At 43.0% G+C, this 21,395-nt stretch carries 18 protein-coding genes; 9 read left to right on the top strand and 9 right to left on the bottom strand.

Annotation, left to right across the window (positions count from 1 at the left end; all coding sequences use genetic code 11):
- The first annotated feature begins 136 nt into the window (after window positions 1-136).
- From hisF to glmS, 7 genes are all read left to right on the top strand, one after another.
- Window positions 137-919, top strand: a complete 783-nt coding sequence (hisF, locus tag JFC10_RS09240; protein WP_198332599.1) for an imidazole glycerol phosphate synthase subunit HisF — start codon at window positions 137-139, stop codon at window positions 917-919.
- A 176-nt stretch (window positions 920-1,095) separates the two neighbouring features.
- The gene (gene ribH, locus JFC10_RS09235) at window positions 1,096-1,617 is read left to right on the top strand and encodes a 6,7-dimethyl-8-ribityllumazine synthase (RefSeq protein ID WP_045445783.1); all 522 of its coding nucleotides are present in this window, start codon (window positions 1,096-1,098) and stop codon (window positions 1,615-1,617) included.
- Between the two features lie 207 nt (window positions 1,618-1,824).
- A complete protein-coding gene (nusB, locus tag JFC10_RS14905) occupies window positions 1,825-2,697 on the top strand; it encodes a transcription antitermination factor NusB (RefSeq protein WP_227685964.1) in 873 nt (290 codons plus the stop codon).
- Window positions 2,698-2,699: 2 nt separating this feature from the next.
- Window positions 2,700-3,740, top strand: a complete 1,041-nt coding sequence (thiL, locus tag JFC10_RS09225) for a thiamine-phosphate kinase (protein WP_198332598.1) — start codon at window positions 2,700-2,702, stop codon at window positions 3,738-3,740.
- A gap of 3 nt (window positions 3,741-3,743) precedes the next feature.
- A complete protein-coding gene (locus JFC10_RS09220; protein ID WP_198332597.1) occupies window positions 3,744-4,334 on the top strand; it encodes a phosphatidylglycerophosphatase A family protein in 591 nt (196 codons plus the stop codon).
- A gap of 229 nt (window positions 4,335-4,563) precedes the next feature.
- Complete coding sequence (gene glmU, locus JFC10_RS09215; protein ID WP_198332596.1) at window positions 4,564-5,946, top strand: bifunctional UDP-N-acetylglucosamine diphosphorylase/glucosamine-1-phosphate N-acetyltransferase GlmU; 1,383 nt, start codon at window positions 4,564-4,566, stop codon at window positions 5,944-5,946.
- Window positions 5,947-6,190: 244 nt separating this feature from the next.
- Window positions 6,191-8,035, top strand: coding sequence for a glutamine--fructose-6-phosphate transaminase (isomerizing) (glmS, locus tag JFC10_RS09210; RefSeq protein ID WP_198332595.1), 1,845 nt, complete (start codon window positions 6,191-6,193; stop codon window positions 8,033-8,035).
- A 796-nt stretch (window positions 8,036-8,831) separates the two neighbouring features.
- Here the strand turns inward: glmS and JFC10_RS09205 are convergent.
- Window positions 8,832-9,329 carry a hypothetical protein gene (locus tag JFC10_RS09205; protein ID WP_198332594.1) on the bottom strand — a complete coding sequence of 166 codons (498 nt, stop codon included), beginning with the start codon at window positions 9,327-9,329 and terminating at the stop codon, window positions 8,832-8,834.
- Between the two features lie 156 nt (window positions 9,330-9,485).
- Between JFC10_RS09205 and JFC10_RS09200 the strand changes: the two genes are divergently transcribed.
- Window positions 9,486-10,121: a hypothetical protein gene (locus tag JFC10_RS09200; RefSeq protein ID WP_198332593.1), complete on the top strand. Its 636-nt coding sequence runs from the start codon at window positions 9,486-9,488 to the stop codon at window positions 10,119-10,121.
- Window positions 10,122-10,345: 224 nt separating this feature from the next.
- Here the strand turns inward: JFC10_RS09200 and JFC10_RS09195 are convergent, their stop codons facing one another.
- The 8 genes from JFC10_RS09195 to JFC10_RS09160 form a co-directional block, all read right to left on the bottom strand.
- Window positions 10,346-11,170, bottom strand: a complete 825-nt coding sequence (locus tag JFC10_RS09195) for a sulfite exporter TauE/SafE family protein (RefSeq protein ID WP_198332592.1) — start codon at window positions 11,168-11,170, stop codon at window positions 10,346-10,348.
- Window positions 11,171-11,247: 77 nt separating this feature from the next.
- Window positions 11,248-11,748 carry a flavin reductase gene (locus JFC10_RS09190; RefSeq protein ID WP_198332591.1) on the bottom strand — a complete coding sequence of 167 codons (501 nt, stop codon included), beginning with the start codon at window positions 11,746-11,748 and terminating at the stop codon, window positions 11,248-11,250.
- An 87-nt stretch (window positions 11,749-11,835) separates the two neighbouring features.
- Window positions 11,836-12,864, bottom strand: coding sequence for a methionine synthase (locus JFC10_RS09185; protein ID WP_198332590.1), 1,029 nt, complete (start codon window positions 12,862-12,864; stop codon window positions 11,836-11,838).
- Window positions 12,865-13,066: 202 nt separating this feature from the next.
- Window positions 13,067-14,074, bottom strand: a complete 1,008-nt coding sequence (locus tag JFC10_RS09180) for a DUF1852 domain-containing protein (RefSeq protein ID WP_198332589.1) — start codon at window positions 14,072-14,074, stop codon at window positions 13,067-13,069.
- 349 nt (window positions 14,075-14,423) lie between these two features.
- The gene (locus JFC10_RS09175; protein ID WP_198332588.1) at window positions 14,424-14,849 is read right to left on the bottom strand and encodes a hypothetical protein; all 426 of its coding nucleotides are present in this window, start codon (window positions 14,847-14,849) and stop codon (window positions 14,424-14,426) included.
- Window positions 14,850-15,288: 439 nt separating this feature from the next.
- The gene (locus JFC10_RS09170; RefSeq protein ID WP_198332587.1) at window positions 15,289-15,903 is read right to left on the bottom strand and encodes a YceI family protein; all 615 of its coding nucleotides are present in this window, start codon (window positions 15,901-15,903) and stop codon (window positions 15,289-15,291) included.
- Window positions 15,904-16,092: 189 nt separating this feature from the next.
- The gene (locus JFC10_RS09165; RefSeq protein WP_198332586.1) at window positions 16,093-19,197 is read right to left on the bottom strand and encodes an efflux RND transporter permease subunit; all 3,105 of its coding nucleotides are present in this window, start codon (window positions 19,195-19,197) and stop codon (window positions 16,093-16,095) included.
- On the bottom strand, window positions 19,194-20,528 hold the full coding sequence (locus JFC10_RS09160) for an efflux RND transporter periplasmic adaptor subunit (RefSeq protein ID WP_198332585.1): 1,335 nt from the start codon (window positions 20,526-20,528) through the stop codon (window positions 19,194-19,196). The genes JFC10_RS09165 and JFC10_RS09160 overlap by 4 nt, the downstream gene beginning before the upstream one ends.
- A 490-nt stretch (window positions 20,529-21,018) precedes the next feature.
- Here JFC10_RS09160 and JFC10_RS15035 point away from each other — a divergent pair, with 490 nt between their 5' ends.
- Window positions 21,019-21,147, top strand: coding sequence for a hypothetical protein (locus tag JFC10_RS15035; RefSeq protein WP_264298246.1), 129 nt, complete (start codon window positions 21,019-21,021; stop codon window positions 21,145-21,147).
- Window positions 21,148-21,395 lie beyond the last annotated feature (248 nt).

The following is a 21,395-nucleotide window of genomic DNA, read 5'->3' as shown; positions in this document are numbered from 1 at the left end:
TAATCACAGTGATTGTACCGTGCATGAGCAAACTTTGGTTAAAAGCATAATAATCTTGCGAAAATCTGCCTGATACGGTGGTGATTTTGCTAGACTAGCACTTATAGAATGAATTGATTATAAGGTGAAAGACCCTATGTTAGCAAAGCGTATCATTCCTTGTTTGGACGTTGATAATGGCCGTGTGGTCAAAGGTGTACAGTTTGTCGATATCAAAGATGCAGGAGACCCTGTTGAAGTAGCAAAACGCTACAACGAACAAGGCGCTGATGAAATTACTTTTTTGGACATTACTGCCACCAATGATGAGCGCGATACCACCTATCATACCGTTGAGCGTATGGCTGAAACCGTATTTGTCCCACTCACAGTTGGCGGCGGCGTGCGTAAAATCGCTGATATCCGCAATCTGTTGAATGCTGGTGCGGATAAAGTAGCGATCAATTCTGCGGCGGTCTTTACCCCTGAGTTCGTCGGTGAAGCGGCGCAGAAATTTGGCAATCAATGTATCGTCGTTGCTATCGATGCCAAACGCGTTGCAGATATTGAAGTTGATGGGATGGTTATGCCGCGTTGGGAGATTTTTACCCATGGTGGTCGCAAACCAACGGGCATTGATGCGGTGGCTTGGGCGAGCAAAATGGCTGAGCTTGGCGCTGGCGAATTACTAGTCACCTCGATGGATGGCGATGGCACCAAAAAAGGCTATGATTTGGCATTGATGAAGCAAATCACTAACCGCGTCAATGTGCCCGTTATCGCGTCAGGCGGCGTCGGTAATTTGCAACATTTGGCCGAAGGAGTGTTAGAAGGTGGCGTCGATGCCGTACTTGCCGCCAGCATCTTCCATTTTGGCGAGTATACGGTTCAAGAAGCCAAAGCATATATGGCAGCGCAAGGGATACAAATGCGCTTATAGTACGCTCGTAAAATACAAATAAAACAGAAAAAAATGTTATCATAGCGCTAACCACTTATTTTCGTTCATTTAACTGATTATCTAACGGATAATAAGCCATTTGAACCTAGCAATATATTTAGCTCATTATTTATTCCTACATTTTAATTAAAAGCCCATTCGGCAAAGGATTTTTTATGTCAAATCTACAACAGCAGCGCAATGACGTGACTCATATCGATGGTAATTTACATCAAAACAAAGACGTTCGTATTGGTATCGTCGTCGGTCGTTTTAATGGTTTTGTGGTTGAATCTTTGGTAGATGGTGCGATCGATGCATTGCTACGTCACGGTGTATTGGGTAGCAACATTACCGTTATCCGCGTGCCTGGTGCTTTTGAATTGCCATTGGTTGCTCAACGTGCCGCCGAGTCTGATCGCTTTGATGCCATCGTCGCTTTGGGCGCAATTATTCGTGGTAGCACGCCACATTTTGATTTCGTTGCAAGCGAATCTGCAAAAGGCTTAAGCGCGGTAGCTATGGATTATAATATCCCAGTTGCCAATGGCGTACTGACGACTGACAGCATCGAGCAAGCGATTGAGCGTGCGGGTACTAAAGCGGGTAACAAAGGCTCAGAAGCGGCGATGGTTGTACTAGAAATGCTTGCGGTACTATCACAGCTAGATATTGAAGATGATAGCGAAGATGCTTAATCAAGCCATCATTTGATAGGCTGTTTGTTATTTAATGAGCGCTGTGGTTTCTATGAGCTTGCATTTTTATCGAGAGCCACAGCGTCAGTGTTACAAAGAATGTTACCAAGTACGATATAAAACTCGACTGGCACAGCCTGCCAGCTGACCACTATTTAACATTTTATTTTAAAACTTTTTATCTTAAAAACTAGGTATAGACCCCCTATGACTGACCAACTCAAGCGCGCTATCAGCGCTGCGAAAACCGCCCAAACCAATGATAAACAAGCTGAAGCCACGCGCATCGCGAGCAGCAGTGCGGGTGATCAAATCTTCGATATGAGTGAGTCTTCTTACAAGACCAGTCACACCGCTATCCGTAAAGCGCGACGCTTTGCGATGCAAGGTCTATACGAATGGCTCGTCACTGACCGCCGCTTCGATATCGATGGTAAGCTTGGCTGGAAAGACAATGCCCCACACGATATCGCTGCTCGTACCCGCGCGACCAATGCCATGCATACCGTACATATTGGCTATTATCATGAAATGATGCGTGATATTCCAGAGCAGATCGAGGCGCTAGATGTCCTTATCTCTCAGCATCTTGACCGTGAAATCGATAAATTGGACACCGTTGAGCACGCCATTTTATTGATTGGTGCTTACGAGCTACAAAACCGTTTAGAAATTCCTTATAAAGTGGTACTTGATGAAGCGATGAAGCTGAATAATCACTTTGGCGCTACTGACGCGCATAAATTGATTAATGCCGTCCTTGATAAAATGGCAGTAGAGCTACGTGCTATTGAAGTAGAAGTAGATAGCAAAGCCAATTTACGCACCTCACAAAAAGCGGCTGCTAAACCTGTAATAAAAGCTGATACCAATGCAGAAACTAATGCTGATATAGAAGATAGTGCCGACACACCTACTCTTGAAGAAAAACCAACCACTTCAAACAAGCTTCGTATCAGTGCCAATAATGCTACTGTCAAACGCAATAGCGCTAGTAAAGCTACTGCCAACATTAGTGACTTTAAAGCGAGCAAAAAAGCGATTGAAACAGACCGCACTGATGTAGACAGCAAAGACTAATCATGAATGAGTTTGAGCTGATTGAGCGTATATTCTCCCAAATGCAAGCTGCACAGTCATTGTCCAGCAGTGTCAATAAAGGCAGGGTCGAAAAAGGCATTGGTGATGATGCAGCAGTGATGAGCTTGCCTGCGGGTGCGCGTTTGGTCAGCTGTATTGATACACTCGTTCAAGGTCGACACTTTAGCGCCGATTGGGAGCAAGTGAATAAGCTTGCATTTGCCATCGGCTATAAAGCTGTAGCAGTGAATGTCTCAGATATTGCCGCGATGGGTGCAACTCCGCATAGTATTCTGCTAGCGTTAGCATTGCCTGAGCGCTTGGCGAATGAGCAATGGTTAAGTGAATTTGCTAAAGGCTTATTTCATGCTTGCCAGCTATTTAGGGTGACGCTGATTGGTGGTGATACCACGCGTAGCGACAATTTAGTTCTTAGTGTCAGCGCGCAAGGGTTACTCACCAAAGATACACCAGCCGTCTACCGTTCAGGCGCGCAAGTTGGCGATAAACTCTATGTCTCAGGCACTCTTGGCGATGCCGCTTATGCACTACAGAACCCTGACAATGCCGTCGGTATTGAGCTTGCGCATCGGCTACATATGCCAACCCCGCGTATTGCACTGGGCGCAGAACTAGCAAAAATCGGCGCTACGGCAATGATAGATATCTCTGATGGTCTGTATCAAGATCTTGGTCATATCTGCCAACAAAGCAGCGTTAGTATGCGCATTCATCTCGATCTGCTACCTACCAGCAAAGCATTGGCAAACGCTGAGTTAACTGAGCGCTTGTTGTGCCAGTTGGCTGGTGGCGATGATTATGAGTTGGCTTTTACTTTGCCTGCTCATATTGAACCGCCTGTTAATAACAGTAGCAACACACCTATTACCTGTATCGGCGAAGTCATAGCCGTAAACAAGACAAATGCTACCAAAAATTTACGACCAGAGCTTTTTTATCAAGGACAGCCAATCACACCTACCCATCCCGCTCCCTTTATTACTTGGCCCAATCTGACGGGTTACCAACATTTTGCAGGTTAACCCATGATTGATCACAACCTATCTAAGCCTGATATCCGTAAAGCCAATGATTGTCCACCGCTACCCACTACTGCTACGATGCTTGACCGTTTGGTTTATTGGCTCGGTATCGGCTTAGGAAGTGGTTTGCCTCGCCGTGCACCCGGCACTTGGGGCACGGTTGGAAGTATAGTCATCGCGATACCATTGCTAAGCTTAGGATTCGTGCCATTTTTGATTATTACCATTCTCTCTTGTGTGATTGGTAGTTGGATATGCGGTCGTACCTCAGAGCTAATGGGTGGTCATGATAACCCGCACATTGTCTGGGATGAATGGGCGGGCATGTGGCTTACCCTACTGCCGCTATCTTATATGGGTATCGCTGACGGTAATTTTTGGCAAAATATCGCCCAAACATCTTCTATTATTGCCATCATTATCGCCTTTATATTATTCCGATTTTTTGACATTATTAAGCCACCACCGATTGGCTGGGCAGATAAAAAAGTCGCAGGTGGCCTAGGTATTATGCTCGATGACATCATCGCAGGTATCATGGCAGCAGCCGTTTGGGTTATTATTTATACCACCATCCTCACACTGGCAAATTAGCCACGCTTTTATATAAGCGACGGTCTTTGATAACCGATTGTCTTTTTTGACTCGCCCACTTTTTTAGTAATGCGTTTGTGACGACAGACAATTCATCAGCAAGTCACCATTAAATAATAAGCCGATGACAAACAACGCAGGTTACAAAGATGTCACGACATAGCATTTTAGTTAAATGACAGTTTGCGTTATAATTTGAAATTATATTTTGTTACATTTGTAGGCTATTATGACATCTCCTCTTTCGGTAATTATCCTCGCTGCGGGCAAAGGCACGCGTATGCAGTCAGCCAAGCCAAAAGTGCTACAGACATTGGCTGGTAAGTCGTTATTGGGTCATGTTCTTGACACCTGTCATCAACTAACGGTTGATGACACCATCATTGTTCATGGTTTTGGTGGCGACCAAGTCCAAGCAGATATTAATGAGCAATATGCGCACCTGCCTATTACTTGGGTTGCCCAGACTGAGCAGTTGGGTACTGGACATGCGGTAAAAGTGACCCTATCTGAATTACCAAAAGAAGGACAAAGCCTGATTCTCTATGGTGATGTGCCGTTGGTCAGTTGCCAAACGTTAACGGCATTAAAATCTGCCAATACGGATGGCATGTCAATGTTGACCTTGACCGTTGACAATCCGTTTGGTCTCGGTCGTATCAAACGTGACAAAGACGGCAATATCAAAGCCATCGTCGAGCAAAAAGATGCCAGCGCTGATGAGCAAAAAATCCAAGAGATTAATAGTGGTATTTACTGCGTCGATAATGCGTTATTGCATAAATATCTGCCAAAGCTTTCTAATGATAATGCGCAGCAAGAATATTACCTGACAGATATCGTTAAAATGGCGGTCGCTGAAGGCATTAATATTGTCGCGATTGAGCCTGAGCATACCTTTGAGATTGAAGGTGTCAATAACCGCCAACAGCTTGCTAGCTTAGAGCGCACTTGGCAAGGCAAACTGGTTGCCGACTTGCAAGAAGCGGGCGTGCAGTTTGCTGACCCCACTCGCGTTGATATTCGTGGCACGCTTAGCGCTGGTCAGGACGTGTTTGTCGATGTGGGTGTGGTATTTGAGGGCGATTGTATCTTAGGTGATAATGTGTATATCGAAGCGGGCTGTGTCATTAAAAACGCCCACATTGGTAATGCCTGCCACATAAAACCTTATTGCGTGATTGATCGTGCTGAGATTGGGGCAGGTGTTGATGTTGGTCCTTTCGCCCATTTGCGTCCTGAAACCGTATTGGCTAACAACAGTAAAGTCGGTAATTTCGTCGAGATTAAAAAATCAACTGTCGGCCATGGTAGCAAGGTTAATCACTTGAGTTATATCGGTGATGCGACCATTGGTACAGATGTCAATGTCGGCGCAGGCGTCATTACTTGTAATTATGATGGTGTCAATAAATCACAAACCATCATCGAAGATAACGCTTTTATTGGCTCTAACGCCAGTCTGGTCGCGCCAGTAACCATTGGTGATACCGCAACAGTTGCCGCAGGGTCAGTGATTACCGAAAACGTCGACAGTAAAGCATTAGCCTTTGGACGGGCGCGACAGACTCAGAAAAACGACTTTCAGCGTCCGACTAAAAAGTCAAAATAGTAACGGTCAATCACAAGCATTTTGAATAATGTCTATTAAAATAATACTAAGCAGCATGACAATTTTTGTGATGCTGCTTCCTTATATTTATAGCGTCAAAATTGTTAATATAAAAGCTATCATAGTGTGAATTTCTATTATTTATTGACTGAACATTATCGCCTCTCAAATCAAAGCATTTGATCTGTTAAGCATTGAAGCTGTCAAAAATCAAAACATAAAACATCGAATTTAAGGAATAGTTATGTGTGGAATCGTTGGAGCAGTCGCTGAGCGTAATATCGCCAATATCTTACTTGAGGGTCTTAAACGTTTAGAATACCGCGGTTATGATTCTGCCGGTCTGACCGTCATTCGTGATGGCGAACTTCATCGCGAGCGCCAAGTGGGTAAAGTGCAAGCGTTGGTCGATGCTGTGGCAGTCAATCCTGAATTTTTCGATGGTCATATTGGTATTGCGCATACACGTTGGGCAACGCATGGCGAGCCGGCTCAGCGTAACGCCCATCCGCATGTCTCAGGCAAGATTGCTGTGGTACATAACGGTATCGTTGAAAACTATGCCGAGTTAAAAGAAGCATTGATTGCTAAAGGTTACGTATTTACTTCGCAAACCGATACTGAGGTCGTCGCTCATTTAATTAATGATATCTACAAAACAACGCCTGATTTACTAGAAGCCGTTCGTGCTGTTATTCCTTTATTACATGGCGCCTTTGCCCTGGGTATTCTGCATATCGACTGCCCAGAAGAGCTAATTACTGTTCGTTTAGGCTCTCCATTGGTGATTGGAGTGGGTATCGGTGAGAACTTTATTGCTTCTGATCAACTAGCCCTCCTGCCGGTCACCAATCGCTTTATGTATCTAGAAGAAGGCGATATTGCCAAATTGACGCGTAGTAGCATTCAGGTTTATGCCGATGGTGTCGAAGTAAAACGTCAGATACATGAAATTGACGCGGCCCAACATAATGCGGATAAAGGTGAATTTAAGCATTATATGCTCAAAGAAATCTATGAACAGCCAGACGCGGTCGCCCGTACTGTTGAGATGGCTGTAGATAGCGATGAGCCGTCTAAACTACGCGATGATTTTTTACAGCGTCACGAAGCGCAATTAAAAGGCGTTAAGCACGTCCAAGTTATCGCTTGTGGTACCAGTTACCACTCAGGCTTGGTCGCAAAATATTGGTTTGAGAGCCTTATTCGTGTGCCTTGTTCAGTTGAAGTCGCTAGTGAATTCCGCTATCGCAATCCTGTCGTCGTCGATAACACACTCGTCATTTGTATTTCTCAATCTGGCGAAACGGCAGATACATTATCGGCGCTACGTGATATTCAAAAGAGCACACCAGCAGGTCTAGTCAGCTTAGCACTATGTAATGTACCAACATCATCTTTGGTACGTGAGACGGATATATTTTTACCAACGCTTGCCGGTCCAGAGATTGGCGTTGCTTCTACCAAAGCATTCACCACTCAGCTTGCCGCTTTAATGCTATTGGTCTTAAAAGTGGGTGTCGTTCAGGAGCGCATGACTGGCGAAAATTTGAGTACCTTGCTTGGTCAGTTACAAGAGCTACGTGGTCAACTATATGCCAGCTTAAACCTCGATGCACCTATCAAAGCCATGAGTGAGCATTTTGAGTATAAAAAGAGCTGCTTGTTCTTAGGTCGTGGTTTGCAGTTCCCTATTGCCTTGGAAGGTGCACTGAAACTAAAAGAGATTTCTTACATTCACGCCGAAGGTTATGCAGCAGGTGAGCTTAAACATGGACCATTGGCATTGGTTGATAAAGACATGCCCATCGTTGTACTAGCACCAAAAGACAGCATGTTCGATAAGCTTAAGGCTAATATGCAAGAGGTACACGCGCGTCATGGTGAGCTGTTTGTTTTTGCAAGCGAATCTAGTCAAATGGTCGCAGAAGACAGATTGCACGTGGTCTATGTGCCGGATGTTTGTGAGACGCTTGCCCCTATCGTCTATAGTGTGCCAGTACAGCTGCTGTCTTATCATGTCGCAGTAATGCGCGGTACTGATGTCGATCAGCCACGTAACCTCGCAAAATCAGTGACTGTTGAGTAGTCCAAGTAATTGATTTTAATATAATTTTCTACGAGTAATAAAGTACTTACTGACAATAATTATTATCAATTACTTGCTTGTTATACCGAATCCTTCGCCATCTGGTACTAATAAGATAGCGAAGGATTTTTTTATGAATAACGAAATATAAAAATATTAATCACTTATATACTAACTTCCAAATCTATTTAACATAAGATCCGTTATGGGAATAATCAAGTATTTTTGGGGTTATCTACCGCCCATTTCAGATAGTAAAAAGGTAGTGAATTGACACTATTATGGGAATATTTTCGGTTACTTATACAGATATTGAACGTGTTCAAACAACCAATGTGATGGTAAATACCTGCTAGCCTAACTTAAATAACGATAGTATTTAGATTAATTCTTAGGTTATTACATGCCCTTTCGTAATCTTCTCTCTTTATAAAATCTTCTGTAATACTAAACATCATATCTTCAGTCTCAAATATAATTCTTTTAGCTTCGTCTAGAAATATAATATTAGTTATATTATGAGTATTTAGTAGCCTACTACCTGTATCTATGAATTGAGACATAAACTTAATCCTTATTTTAATGTTAAAACTTATCTCTAAATAATACCTTTGACGAGCTAACCAAGTGCTTTCATTGGTTTGGTACCCTAGTGAGGACTTGAATATTAAGCTATATGCTAATGGCATCAATGGTTTTGATTATTTATACTATTGTAGTGTACTTCACAGTGTACTTGTTGGGCGATGCAAGGTTACTTGAATAAGATGGTATCGAGACCAGAATAGTTACTATATTAAGTTAAGTTGTAATTATAAATCCCAACTTCTTCTATGATGGAGTCGGGATCTTCTTCAAGCTCTAAGCCACCGGCTACAAAGTATATCCCTTCAATCATCTGTCCTTCGTTATCAGCAAGATAATGTATATCTTCAGCATCGTCCAAAACTAAGGCATGATCTATATCTCCAATACGGCTACCAATTTTAATGTTACCTTCAAAAATATCACCTTTATAACCAGCGCCAGCGCTAATATCGCATAGAGTTCCTTTTTCAGTAAAGCCTAATTCTAGTTTAGGTTCTGAAAAATATATTATATACCCGTTATTATTTGGTATCTCAAAAAGTAAGACGCCTGTATTGTCTAAGGCTAAATCAACCGTCCATTCCTTAACATTTCCATCAACTGTCTTATCGATAAAATGAAGAAAGCTTTCCAATTTTTCACCTAGTGTGAACCCTGCTAAGGATTTACCAATCTCTGCTTTAGCATGTATATCCAAATGAGCCATTTATTTAATTAACCTTATATTGACTAATAAGCTTTACAAGCCCGAAAATAGTATTAAATCGTGATCGATGCGCTATACAGGAGTCGAACATACTCTAAAAAAGGACGTTATGGTAAAAAATCATCAAAATACACAAGCTAATTGCAAGGTCATAAAATGAATAAAAGCGAGATAGATACTCTACTGTACAGTATTCCAGACAACGTGGATTATACTGAAATACCAGACGAAATAGATTTAGAAGATGTACCCATAGAGCGTCTTAAGAAATTGATAGCACTACTAGAGGTCGATGATGAATCTCTTTTATTTGATGTCTCCAGGTTATTAACATCTTGGGGTGTTAGAGAAGGATTCGATACTCTTAGAAGTCTTTTAATGAATAATCGTTTACAAGGAATGATCCAACATCGCTTGCACGGTTATGATGATACATATAAACATGTACTGGATAGCATTATCAGTTACTGGGCTAGCTTATCAGACTTAGGACAAGGGGCTAAAGCAAGACAAGAGATATTCGAACCCATATCCAAGATTATTAAAGATTCTAACTTACAATCATTTGAGATTAGTAGAGTATTTTATCTAATCCTTCGTAAAAGATTTTATGAATATATACCTCTATTGAAGGAGCATCTGGAAATTATTATTAAGAAACCTGAAGATAATTATTGGAAAATAAAAGATGCTCTTGATTTGTTTTTAAAGATTGATCCTGAATTTGTAAAAGTTGTTCTTAATAATAATTCAAAAACATTGGCTGATTTTGGGTTAAATGAAAACCTGTGAATATTGATTTAGCTCTTTAATAATCAATGAACACGATGTGTCTTTTTGGCTATACCTCAAGGGAACCAGTTATTTTACCCTATAAACCTATTAACAGACCACTTAAAATAGACCTTTATCATGGAACCACTTATATTAGACTGCTAAGTTAGGTATGATTTTCGGCACTAAGCAATACAATTCCGTTTGTGAACTTTGCACCTGAAATGCATCAATATAAATACTTACATTAGCCCTTTATAAAGAAAGTAAAACCCCACAACCGTTAATAACACCGCAAAGCATTTCTTTAAAAGCTCTGGTGATAGTATATGGGCGACTTTTGCACCTAGCTTTGCGGTGAAAAAGCTCATGATACTAATCCCTAGAAAGGCATAAATGTGGACAAAGCCAATGGTATTGGGTGCATCAACTTGTTGCTGCATCCCAAAGAACATAAAGCCTAATGCTCCAGCAATAGCAATCGGCAGACCACAAGCAGCGGACGTGCCAACCGCTTTTTGCATGACTACACCATAGCGCGTAAGATAAGGGACGGTTAAGCTGCCACCACCAATGCCGAAAATGGCAGAAGCGATACCGATAACCCCACCTGCTGCCAATTGCTTAGGCGTTGACGGCAATGCTGTTTGGGTAGTACTGGCATCATTTGCTGTACCATCTATCCGCTTTTTGCCGCCAGTAAACATGTTAAAGGCGACCCACAGCAAAAACGTACCCACGATAATTTGTAGATGACCGCCTGAGATCGCGCCTGCAATCCCCGCCCCAAAGAAGCAACCAATCGCCATGCCTGGCGTCAGATTTTTAAAGACAGGCCACATGACTGCGCCTTTCTTATTATGTGCCATTAACGAGCTTATAGAGGTGACAATGATGGTCGCCAATGACGTACCTAATGCTAAGTGCATGATATTGTCAGGACTGTAACCCATCTGCGTAAAAACGATAAATAATAATGGCACAATAATTGTGCCACCACCCACACCAAATAGCCCCGCAGCAAATCCTGCTAGCGCGCCTATGATTAAAAAAATGATTAGTTCCACAGGATATTTACTTCTTATTTAGAGTTAGTACGATGGTTATTTTAGTTAAGTGACAATCAGTCAGTTAAAAAGCCAACTTAAGCGATTTCTACTTGATCCACTTGACCAACCCGAGAATAGGCACGATTAAAATACACCAAACTTTCCTCTTGCTCACTTTGTCTGATGGCGACCACTCGGCACATGAAGACGCTATGTGTGCCCACTTGCTGAATGTCCTGAATTTCACAATCAAAACTGACCAACGCATCTTCTAAAACGGGAGCGCCAGTTTTAAGCTGTGACCAAGAGCCATATTCAAATCGCTCTTGCGAACTCAATTTGGAGGCAAAAGCATTGGATATTGGCTCGTGCTGTGCGCCCAACACATTAACACTTAAGGTTTTATTCTCAACAAAATGGCCATGTGAGCGGGACGTCTGATTCATGCAAACCAGTAAGGTTGGCGGTGTATCGGTGACGCTACACACCGCAGAGGCGGTAAATCCGTGGACACCAGCGCTGCCTTCTGTGGTAATAATATTGACCGCGGTTGTTAACAAAGACATGGCGTCTCTAAAATCGGTGGCTTCAATCATGACTTAACTCCTAAATTTTAAATCTTTAAGTACATTGATAACTGAGGTCACTTATAAGCCCAAACAAGCTAGGGCTCATTAATAAAACTAAACGGTCAGCTCTTGACGAACGATTGCTGCGCCAGCACTCAAAACCTGTAACTTGCCTCGTGCCACTTGGCGAGACAACGGTGCCATGCCGCAGTTGGTCGAAGGATACAACTTATCCGCATCGACGAATTGAAGTGCTTTGCGTAAAGTATTGGCCACTTCTTCAGGAGTCTCAATGGTATTGGTTGCCACGTCAATGGCGCCAATCATCACTTTTTTACCGCGAATGAGTTCAATCAAATCCATGGGAACATGTGAGTTTTGACACTCTAAAGAGACAATATCAATATTCGACTGCTGTAACTTAGGAAAGGCTTGCTCATATTGACGCCACTCTGAACCCAGTGTCTTTTTCCAATCAGTATTGGCTTTGATGCCATAGCCGTAGCAGATATGCACCGCCGTTTCACACTTTAGACCTTCAATGGCACGCTCTAAAGTAGCAATACCCCAGTCGTTGACGTCATCAAAGAACACATTAAATGCCGGTTCATCGAATTGGATAATATCCACCCCAGCCGCTTCTAACTCTCTGGCTTCTTGATTCAGAATTTTGGCAAACTCCCAAGCCAATTTTTCACGGCTTTTATAATGACCATCATACAAAGTATCAATCATCGTCATCGGCCCCGGCAGTGCCCATTTGATTGGCTGATCGGTTTGTTGACGCAAAAACTTAGCGTCTTCCACAAATACGGGCTTTTGACGGCTGACAGCACCCACGACTGACGGCACACTGGCATCATAGCGATTACGAATGCGCACGGTCTCGCGCTTCTCAAAATCGACGCCATCCAGATGTTCAATAAATGTGGTCACAAAATGCTGACGGGTCTGCTCGCCATCACTGACAATATCAATGCCTGCATGTACTTGTTCTTGCAATGTCAAACGTAGCGCATCTTGTTTGGCTTCAATCAATTGCGCGCCTTCTAATGCCCAAGGTGACCAGATTTTCTCAGGTTCTGCTAGCCAAGAAGGTTTCGGTAAGCTGCCAGCGGTTGACGTCGGTAATAATAGTTTCATGGTAATTTATCTTTTATATTTTGGTTTTTTATGGTCGATATGAAGTGTCAATACTAAATAAAGTAGATACGTTATATTTTTGACGCGAGACTGGTATAAATTTTTCTTGCGTGCTGTGTCTACGCGGACAGAGGCGGCACAACATTCATTCCAGTCTCACTATATTGTGTCTATATCGGATTTACTATTAATTTTAGTCAATTTAAGCAGCGCGTTTTTTAGTAGCAGGTTTTTGAACATCATAGCTTGCTGCCCATTCCTCAAGAATGTCTTGGTAGGGCTGAATAAACTGCTCTTCAGTAAACTTACCTTGCGTTACCGCCATCTGACTGCGTTCTGCACGATCATAGACAATTTGTGTCAGTGAATAATCTTGGTACTTCAAACTGGGTTGATACACTTGCCCAGCTGTCGAATTGGCATTGTAAATTTCAGGTCGGTAGATTTTTTGGAAAGTTTCCATCGTACTGATTGCACTGATCAGCTCAAGATCGGTGTAATCACTCAGCAAGTTACCCGCAAAATAAAAGGCTAAAGGTGCAGCACTACCAGCAGGCATAAAGTAGCGAACGGTTAAGCCCATTTTATGAAAATAGTCGTCGGTTAACGAATAGTCATCTTGTTTGTACTCAACGCCCAACACAGGATGCTGATTGGTCGTACGCTGATAGGTTTTACTGGTGGATACACTGAGGCAAATCACCGGTTGTTTATTGAAGTTGGCTTGGTAGGCGGCTGAGTTCAATAAATATTGAAACAGCTTGCCATGTAAGTCACCAAAATCTACTGGCGGTGGCGATGAGGGATTTTTATCAAAATGGTCTAACAGTACGACGCTAAAGTCATAATCGCGCACATAAGAGGAGAAACTGTTGCCAATCATACCGTCAATACGGGTATTCTCTTTATGATCAACAATCGTTGTTTTTAGCATCTCGATGATAGGGAAGGTATCGCCATTTCCTTCAACATCCATGTCGACAGAAATAATATCAACCTCAACAGAATAACGGTCTGCGGTTGGGTTATCCCAATGTGCCAAGGCGTTAAAACGATTGTTTATCATTGTTAACGTTTTGCGTAAGTTCTCTTGGCGATGCTCACCACGCGCCAAATTCGCAAAATTCGTCGTTAGACGCGTGCTATCTGCAGGATGATAGTTTTCATCAAAACGAATGCGCTTAATTGCACAACTAAATTCTTTACTCATGATAATTCGCTACCCTAATCTACTCTCATTATTTGAGATAAAACCAAATTTGTGTATGAGGTAAATCATACCTAAACTATTACATGAATAAAAACGATACTATTTAAACATAAGATGAATATAATTCATGTTAATAATTTATTGGATAGTTGATTCAGGATTATTTTTATATAAAAGAAGTAGATGACATACTACAAATGGCAGTCTAAGCAAGGCTGACAGCCTACCTAAGTGAGATATAATATGGCTAATATGGGGCTAATATGGCTATACCATCTTAAAATAAAAAAGATGATTGGCTTATAAAGCCAATCACCTTCTGATATTTATTATGATTATTTTGGTTTTATTAGCTGGCAAATTGCAGCTTGTTTATACTGCCGATAAGCACGTTAAGCTTTTGCTCAAGCTTACTTCTTTCTAACTTCTTTTTGGCCACAACTTTCATGCTTTCATCTGCTACCTGCGCATTACCTTCCGCTACTGCTTGCTTTAATGCGAGTTTCTCATATACAAGAGCGACTCTCAAAGGCTCAAGTTGATTAATAATGCGATTGATAGACTTATGCAGGTCTGACTTTCTATAATATTCTTTAACCTCAAACGATTTATATAAGACACTGTCCTTATCATGCCTTGCGTTAGCGAGCTTCTCTATATAATCGGCGGCTATCTTATCTGCATATTCATCTTGAATACCAGTCTCTAAGAGCTGCTCTTGTATAGTGATACCCATTTCTTCTAACTCACTATTTTTGATTGTATTTTCTGACATTTTAAACATTCCTTTGTGATTGTCGGGATTTTGGATGAAATGAGTGATAATAAAGATGCAACTCTTATCAATTACTTTCGATAATAAGTGGTATTTATAGTAATAAATATGATTGGCATGTGGATTGATTATCTGCATAACCCAAGCGATTACGGTGACAACCATGACAATCAATTAGCAATAAATATGATTGATACATACTTTATTTATCAAGCGTGGCGCTCCATTCTAACCTAGGTGTACAAGTGTACACAATAGTCGTTTAAGCCTTTTAATATATAGGCTATAGAATAAGAGAGTACCCCTATCTGCTAGTCAACCTAAACGTATGAAAATGTCAGTATGATGAACGATGACGCCATAAAAAAATCCAAGACTCAAATAAGTCTTGGATTTTTTTAGCCGCTCATAGGCGATATAAGGCGACGAATCACCAACTCTATCGCTTGGCTGCTTCAATCTGAATGTTCAGCTGAACTTTTTCCGTAATACCCAATAATGTATATTTGCTGATGCCCCATTTGGTGCGATCAATGGTCGTTGTAAAATCCCCACCGCAAACTGGTTTTTTCAGGATCGGATTTAGGTAGCAATTGAACTTGGTGGCCGTCAGCGTAACGGGATTAGTCTTGCCATGTAGTGTCAACATACCATCAACCTTACTGACATTTGAGCCACTACCATCAGTCGTAAAATACCACTTGGTAGACTCAAATTGAGCCAGTGGAAACTGCTCAATATCGAAAAAATCTGCGCTTTTTAGTGTGATATCAAATGCTGTATTGCCTGTATTTAAGCTGTTCAGAGGAATGACTAGCGAGATATTACCAGTCTTAGCCGCTGGGTCATAATCTAGCTGTCCCGTTAAATTATAAAAGCCTCCTGTGTTGGTAGAGGTATTAAAATGATCAATAGCAAAGCGTACATTGGTATGGGTGGGGTCTATATCGTAAGTCATCGCATAACTGCTGGCGATACCTAACATGCTTATACACAAAGCTAGGAGAGACGTTCGAGAGGACAGTATGACTGCCGAGAAGGACATTTGATTCATAGTGACATTCCTTTGCAATAATAAATGACGGGGTAACCACATCCTTTGTGATTGTGCTCTTATATATTGTGTTCTTATATAATGACAACAAGCCCATACTTAATCAATAAGTATGGGCTTGTCTGTCTTAGACACAACATTATCACTGATAACGCTATGTCATGTGTGTGGTCAAATAAAAACGTTAAATCATGCTTTACTGTCCGTTGTTGCCTGCTCTTTGCCACTTGGCACCAGCCATTTGGCAAACCATCCTGACACATCGTCCATCAAGGTATAGACCACTGGAATAACCACCAAACTTAATAGCGTTGAGGTCACTAGACCACCCAATACCGCTGCTGCCATCGGTCGCCTAAACGTAGGATCGGCATCGCCCCAACCAAATACTAGTGGCAACATCCCTGCACCCATCGCAATAGTGGTCATGATGATAGGCCGCGCACGCTTACGACAGGCATCCATAATGGCCTCAAAACGCGCCAGCCCACGACGCTGAGCAATCAATGCATAATCAACGAGTAGGATCGAGTTTTTGGTCGCAATACCCATGAGCATAATAAAACCAATCATCGAAGGCATCGACAGACTACTATTGGTAATCACCAGACCCACAAACGCGCCGCCTATCGATAAAGGCAATGCCATCAAAATGGTAAATGGCTGTAATAAACGGCCAAATAATAAAATAAGAACGCCTAAGATACAGACCACACCCACTGACATCGCAATGATAAACCCACTAAAGAGATCGGCCATGTTCTCAGCTTGACCTTGATCAATAATGGTAATCGAAGGTGGCAATTGCTGCATGGTTGGCACTGACTTGACCGCTTGTACTAAATCGCCTAGCTCGCCATCTGCTGGTTGCACTGTGATGCTAATCGCACGCTCCCGATCTAGCCTGCTGATCTGCGCAGGCCCTGTACCAAAATCGAGCGCTGCGACTTCGCCCACCCGTACCCCTTGCTCTGCAGGCATGGTACTCGGCACATATAAGCCTTCTAATTGACTGACGTTTTGCTTGGCTACATCTGGTAGACGCACCACGATAGGAATCTGACGAGTATCAAGATTGAGCTTAGACAAGCGCTGCTCATAATCGCCAACAGTCGCCACACGTAACGTGGTCGCAATGTCTTGCGTCGTCACCCCTTTGTCAGCCATCGCTAGTCTATCTGGCGTTACGGTGAGCTCTTGGCGTGGCAAACTGCGATCACTGGTCACCGCGCCTGCACTAGGCAGACCGCGTATCTCAGTCATGATTTTTTGCGCAGTCTGTTCGAGTAGTTGAGGATTGGTACTGGTTAACGAAAAATTATAGCCACTCTCTCCGCCACTCGATAGCCCAACCGTAAAGCGAGCACCTGGCACTTCGGTCATTAATTTACTAATTTTACGTTCTATTTCTTGCTTGGTGCCTCGTTCTGCACGTGGGGCAAGTACGATATCCAAGCCCGCAATGTTTTCAGCTTTACCGCCACCACCATCCGACGCACCCATCGATGCCTGTGCCTCTCCCACAGACGTAAATATATTAGTCACCTCAGGCATGGCCAAAATACGCTCACTGGCAAGCGCCGCTACCCGCTCTGTATCTGCAAGCGACACATCGGGCGTCAGCTCAATTGCCACTCGAGTTTGATCGATATCGTTATCAGGGATAAATGCCGTTGGCAGTAGCTTGACCAGCCCTAGTGAGGCCACAAACAATATTAATGTTGCACCCATGGTTAGCCAGCGACGATGTAATGTCCATGAGACAATTTTGAGATAATACCCCATCATCGCGCTTTGCTTCTCGACGTGGTTTTTCTCAGGTCGCAATATGTAGGCCGCCATCATCGGTGTGATCAAACGCGCCACCATGAGCGATGCAAAAATCGATAACGCCGCCGTCCAGCCAAACTGACGGAAAAACTGTCCAACGATACCACCCATAAAGGCTGTTGGCAAAAACACAGCAATCAAAGTAAAGGTCGTAGCTACCACCGCCAGACCAATCTCATCAGCCGCTTCCATCGCAGCTTCGTAAGGGGTCTTGCCCATACGTAAATGCCGTATGATGTTTTCGACCTCAACGATCGCATCATCGACCAGTACGCCAATGACCAACGATAATGCCAGTAGCGAGATAATATTGAGGCTAAAGCCAAAGAGATACATGCCCAAAAAGGTAGGAATCACGGATAAAGGCAAAGCAACAGCGGCAACGATAGTCGCCCGAATATTGCGTAAGAATAGAAATACGACAATAACAGCTAAAATACCGCCTTCGATCAACATCCGTAGAGAGGCTTCATAATCCTCAGCAATGGGCGTCGCTCTGTCATAAACCTTTTCGATGCTGATATTGCCCACATCAGCAGTCAGCTTGGCAAGCTCGTCATCGACAAGCGCCATGACATCAACCTCACTAGCACCGCGCGAGCGAGTGATGTTAAATGCTACTACCGTTTCACCATCAAGCTTAGCAATAGAGCTTGGGTCAGCGGCGCCATCGGTGATTTGTGCCATCCGTCCAAGCGCTTGTGTACCGCCAGTGGGAACCGCGACTTGTACGTCGTTAAGCTCATTGGCTCGCTCAACGGCACCAAGTACACGGATAGTCTGCGTCGTATTTCCTACTTCTGCCTCTCCGCCAGAGCTGTCTTGCTGGATGCCCGCGATTTGTTGCGATAGTTGGGAGATGGATAGTTTTAGACCACTTAGCGCAATTGGGTCAGCGGCAACCGTAATTTCACGCTGAAGCCCGCCAACACGGCTAACGGTACTAACACCCGGTATATCAGATAGTCGCTTGGTAACGGTGTCATCTACAAACCACGATAGATCTTCCACACTCATATTTTGAGCTGCAACAGAGTAAGTCACGACTGGAAACCCTGCGGTAGATACCTTGGTAATAATAGGATCATTAGCGGCGGCTGGTAGATCGCCACGTACCTCGCCGACCGCCGAGCGTACATCGTCAACGGCTTCTTGAATATCTTTTTCTAAGTTGAACTCAGTAGCAATCGTCGCCGCACCCGTCTGTAGCGTAGTACGAATATGGCTCACACCCTCAATACTGGTCAATTTATTTTCAATCTTTTTGGCGATATCATTTTCGAGCTGCGAGGGCGCAGCACCCGGTAGTGTTACCGTTACTACCACAGCGGGCAGGTCGATATCCGGGAACTGCTGTACCTTCATTTTCATAAAGCCATAGATGCCGCCTAATGTCAGAAGCACAAATAGCAAGATCGCAACGAGCGGGTTTTTTATCGAATAAGAAGAGACATTTAGACTCATGATTGTGCCTGCGCTGCTGTAGCCGTTTGGCTCACACCATTAACGATACGCACCAAATCTCCATCATTTAAGAAACTACCGCCTTGCTTCACAATATGACTGTCATTCGGCAATGGCTCTAGTACGGCGACATTTTCGCCAAGTCGCTCGCCCAATGTCACTCGTTGTTGCTTGATACGACCCATCGACTTACCGTCTGTCGTAGTTAGATCAGTTACTACCATCACATAGTCATAGCCATCATTGCTGACGATAGCACTATTAGGAATAGTTTGCGTGCTGGTACTGCCGAGCAAAAACTCACCCGTCTGATACATGCCAGCACGTATGTTTGGATTAGCAGCGAGACTCGCATAAATCGTGATTTGGCGATTATTATCTGCCGTCGGTGCGATACGGCTTACCTGCCCCATCACAACATCATCGCCCGGTAGCCCGACTCGTACCGGTGTGCCAATGTTGATATCGCCGACAAGCTTAGGATCAATATCTGCTCGCCACTCCAATATGCCACCTTTGATAATCGTAAATAATGGATCACCACCTGCAACCTGTCCAACCTCGATCATTTTTTCACTGATGATACCACTGACAGGGGAGACTACTGTGGCATTATCAAGGGTCAAACGCTGAGTATTTAAACGGGCTTTGGACGCTTGCAATGCTGCGCGGGCACGCACCTCAGAGGTACGGTAGCGATCGGCTTCTTGTTTGCTAATGGCATCAATATCTATCAGTGGCAATACGCGGGCCGCATCGGCGCTGGCGTTGGCAAGTGTGGCTTCTGCCTCTGCCACATCTGCCTCAGCTTGCAGCACTTGCTGCTCCATCGCATCGGTATCAAATATGGCGAGCACCTGCCCCGCTCTCACGCGGTCGCCCTCTTCGACCAATATACGTTCGATGGCCACACCATTGACTTTTGCACTGACATTGGCGATATCTTTAGCATTGATCGTCCCATCAGCACTGAGAGTGCTACCGATATCATCTTGGCTTGGGCTAACGGTTTCTACTGACAGTACAGACTGCTCCGTGCTCGCATTACCATCAGTTGCCTGATCGCTGACCGCACCATTAGCGGCGGAGGCTGTCGACTCGTCTTCCACTCCACTGTCATTGTTGCCCCAATACTTTCCAAGTAGCACGCCAGCGACAAGCACGGCTGCCAATATGGGTAGCAGCCATAATGGTAGTTTTGAAGAGGTTTTTTTAGAAAAAGTATCAGATTGACGATATGGGGGCAGCTCAACGTGTTGAGATGACTCAATATTGGTTTCTTGCTCGCTAGTCGGTGCTTGCTTATCATCAGGGTGTTTAAAATCACTCATAGTCGGTCTCTATAAATAAGCACGGTACTAACGCCGTAAAAAGCATAAGGGAAACAAAATGATGCAGGCCGATCTTAGCAAAAATGGTCTTTTAACATTGTAGACTATCTCGTCATTGGGTCAATTGTGTTAAGTATCTACATAGTCAATTGTTGATAGTAATCTAGATATAGTAAGACACTGAACTTAATAAAGATATTAATACCAAAGTTATAAGGTGAACGATAAATAAAGACAGACGACCACAACATATGCCCAGTGCAGTCCCTAAATATTTTTTACCCAAAATCCTCCTTTCTTAAAACTTATTCACCCGATGAATAGGTAATTAACTGTGCGGTGCGGGCATATTGAACAAGTTGAGATAAGGCAAATATTCTTGGAGTAATCCCTCACAAAAATTAACGATACATACTCCCTACAGTTTAGACTTGTATTTATGAGGTAATTTGTCATTATTAATATAACTCAATTAATAAAGGAACCAATCATGGCTAATAAATCAGACGTAAAGAAGTTTAAGCAAGAAATTAAAGACACTAAAGCGAAAATTAAGCAGAAAAAGAAAGACCTCAAAGATCTCAAGAAGTCATTGAAAAAAGCGAAAAAAGCTAAATAGCTTTGTTTCGAAAAAATGGCTCTGTAGCAAAAAAACGTAAGAGGATAGCCAATGCTATCCTCTTTTTTGTTTGCTATTAATTTATTGCTTAGAGACTGCATCAAATCATAGAGCTGACTCACTTTGATTAGGGCATGTCCTCATTTTAAAAATGGAGATAAAAATGAGATAAATTGCCGTCAAACAAAGAAAATAGCGTAAATAATATCGAGATATTAATAAGCTATTTAACGATTTTTGGCAAAATT

The sequence above is a fragment of the Psychrobacter aquimaris genome, from assembly GCF_016107525.1.
GTDB classification, from domain to species: domain Bacteria; phylum Pseudomonadota; class Gammaproteobacteria; order Pseudomonadales; family Moraxellaceae; genus Psychrobacter; species Psychrobacter aquimaris.
Note: the sequence above shows the minus strand (reverse complement) of the source record. Positions and strands in the feature narration are given on the sequence as shown.

What these genes read in the sequence shown, in the direction of transcription:
- hisF (WP_198332599.1), top strand. Translation starts at nt 137, where the DNA reads ATGTTAGCAAAGCGTATCATTCCTTGTTTGGACGTTGATAATGGCCGT.
- ribH (WP_045445783.1), top strand. Translation starts at nt 1,096, where the DNA reads ATGTCAAATCTACAACAGCAGCGCAATGACGTGACTCATATCGATGGT.
- nusB (WP_227685964.1), top strand. Translation starts at nt 1,825, where the DNA reads ATGACTGACCAACTCAAGCGCGCTATCAGCGCTGCGAAAACCGCCCAA.
- thiL (WP_198332598.1), top strand. Translation starts at nt 2,700, where the DNA reads ATGAATGAGTTTGAGCTGATTGAGCGTATATTCTCCCAAATGCAAGCT.
- JFC10_RS09220 (WP_198332597.1), top strand. Translation starts at nt 3,744, where the DNA reads ATGATTGATCACAACCTATCTAAGCCTGATATCCGTAAAGCCAATGAT.
- glmU (WP_198332596.1), top strand. Translation starts at nt 4,564, where the DNA reads ATGACATCTCCTCTTTCGGTAATTATCCTCGCTGCGGGCAAAGGCACG.
- glmS (WP_198332595.1), top strand. Translation starts at nt 6,191, where the DNA reads ATGTGTGGAATCGTTGGAGCAGTCGCTGAGCGTAATATCGCCAATATC.
- JFC10_RS09205 (WP_198332594.1), bottom strand. Translation starts at nt 9,329, where the DNA reads ATGGCTCATTTGGATATACATGCTAAAGCAGAGATTGGTAAATCCTTA.
- JFC10_RS09200 (WP_198332593.1), top strand. Translation starts at nt 9,486, where the DNA reads ATGAATAAAAGCGAGATAGATACTCTACTGTACAGTATTCCAGACAAC.
- JFC10_RS09190 (WP_198332591.1), bottom strand. Translation starts at nt 11,748, where the DNA reads ATGATTGAAGCCACCGATTTTAGAGACGCCATGTCTTTGTTAACAACC.
- JFC10_RS09185 (WP_198332590.1), bottom strand. Translation starts at nt 12,864, where the DNA reads ATGAAACTATTATTACCGACGTCAACCGCTGGCAGCTTACCGAAACCT.
- JFC10_RS09180 (WP_198332589.1), bottom strand. Translation starts at nt 14,074, where the DNA reads ATGAGTAAAGAATTTAGTTGTGCAATTAAGCGCATTCGTTTTGATGAA.
- JFC10_RS09175 (WP_198332588.1), bottom strand. Translation starts at nt 14,849, where the DNA reads ATGTCAGAAAATACAATCAAAAATAGTGAGTTAGAAGAAATGGGTATC.
- JFC10_RS09170 (WP_198332587.1), bottom strand. Translation starts at nt 15,903, where the DNA reads ATGAATCAAATGTCCTTCTCGGCAGTCATACTGTCCTCTCGAACGTCT.
- JFC10_RS09165 (WP_198332586.1), bottom strand. Translation starts at nt 19,197, where the DNA reads ATGAGTCTAAATGTCTCTTCTTATTCGATAAAAAACCCGCTCGTTGCG.
- JFC10_RS09160 (WP_198332585.1), bottom strand. Translation starts at nt 20,528, where the DNA reads ATGAGTGATTTTAAACACCCTGATGATAAGCAAGCACCGACTAGCGAG.
- JFC10_RS15035 (WP_264298246.1), top strand. Translation starts at nt 21,019, where the DNA reads ATGGCTAATAAATCAGACGTAAAGAAGTTTAAGCAAGAAATTAAAGAC.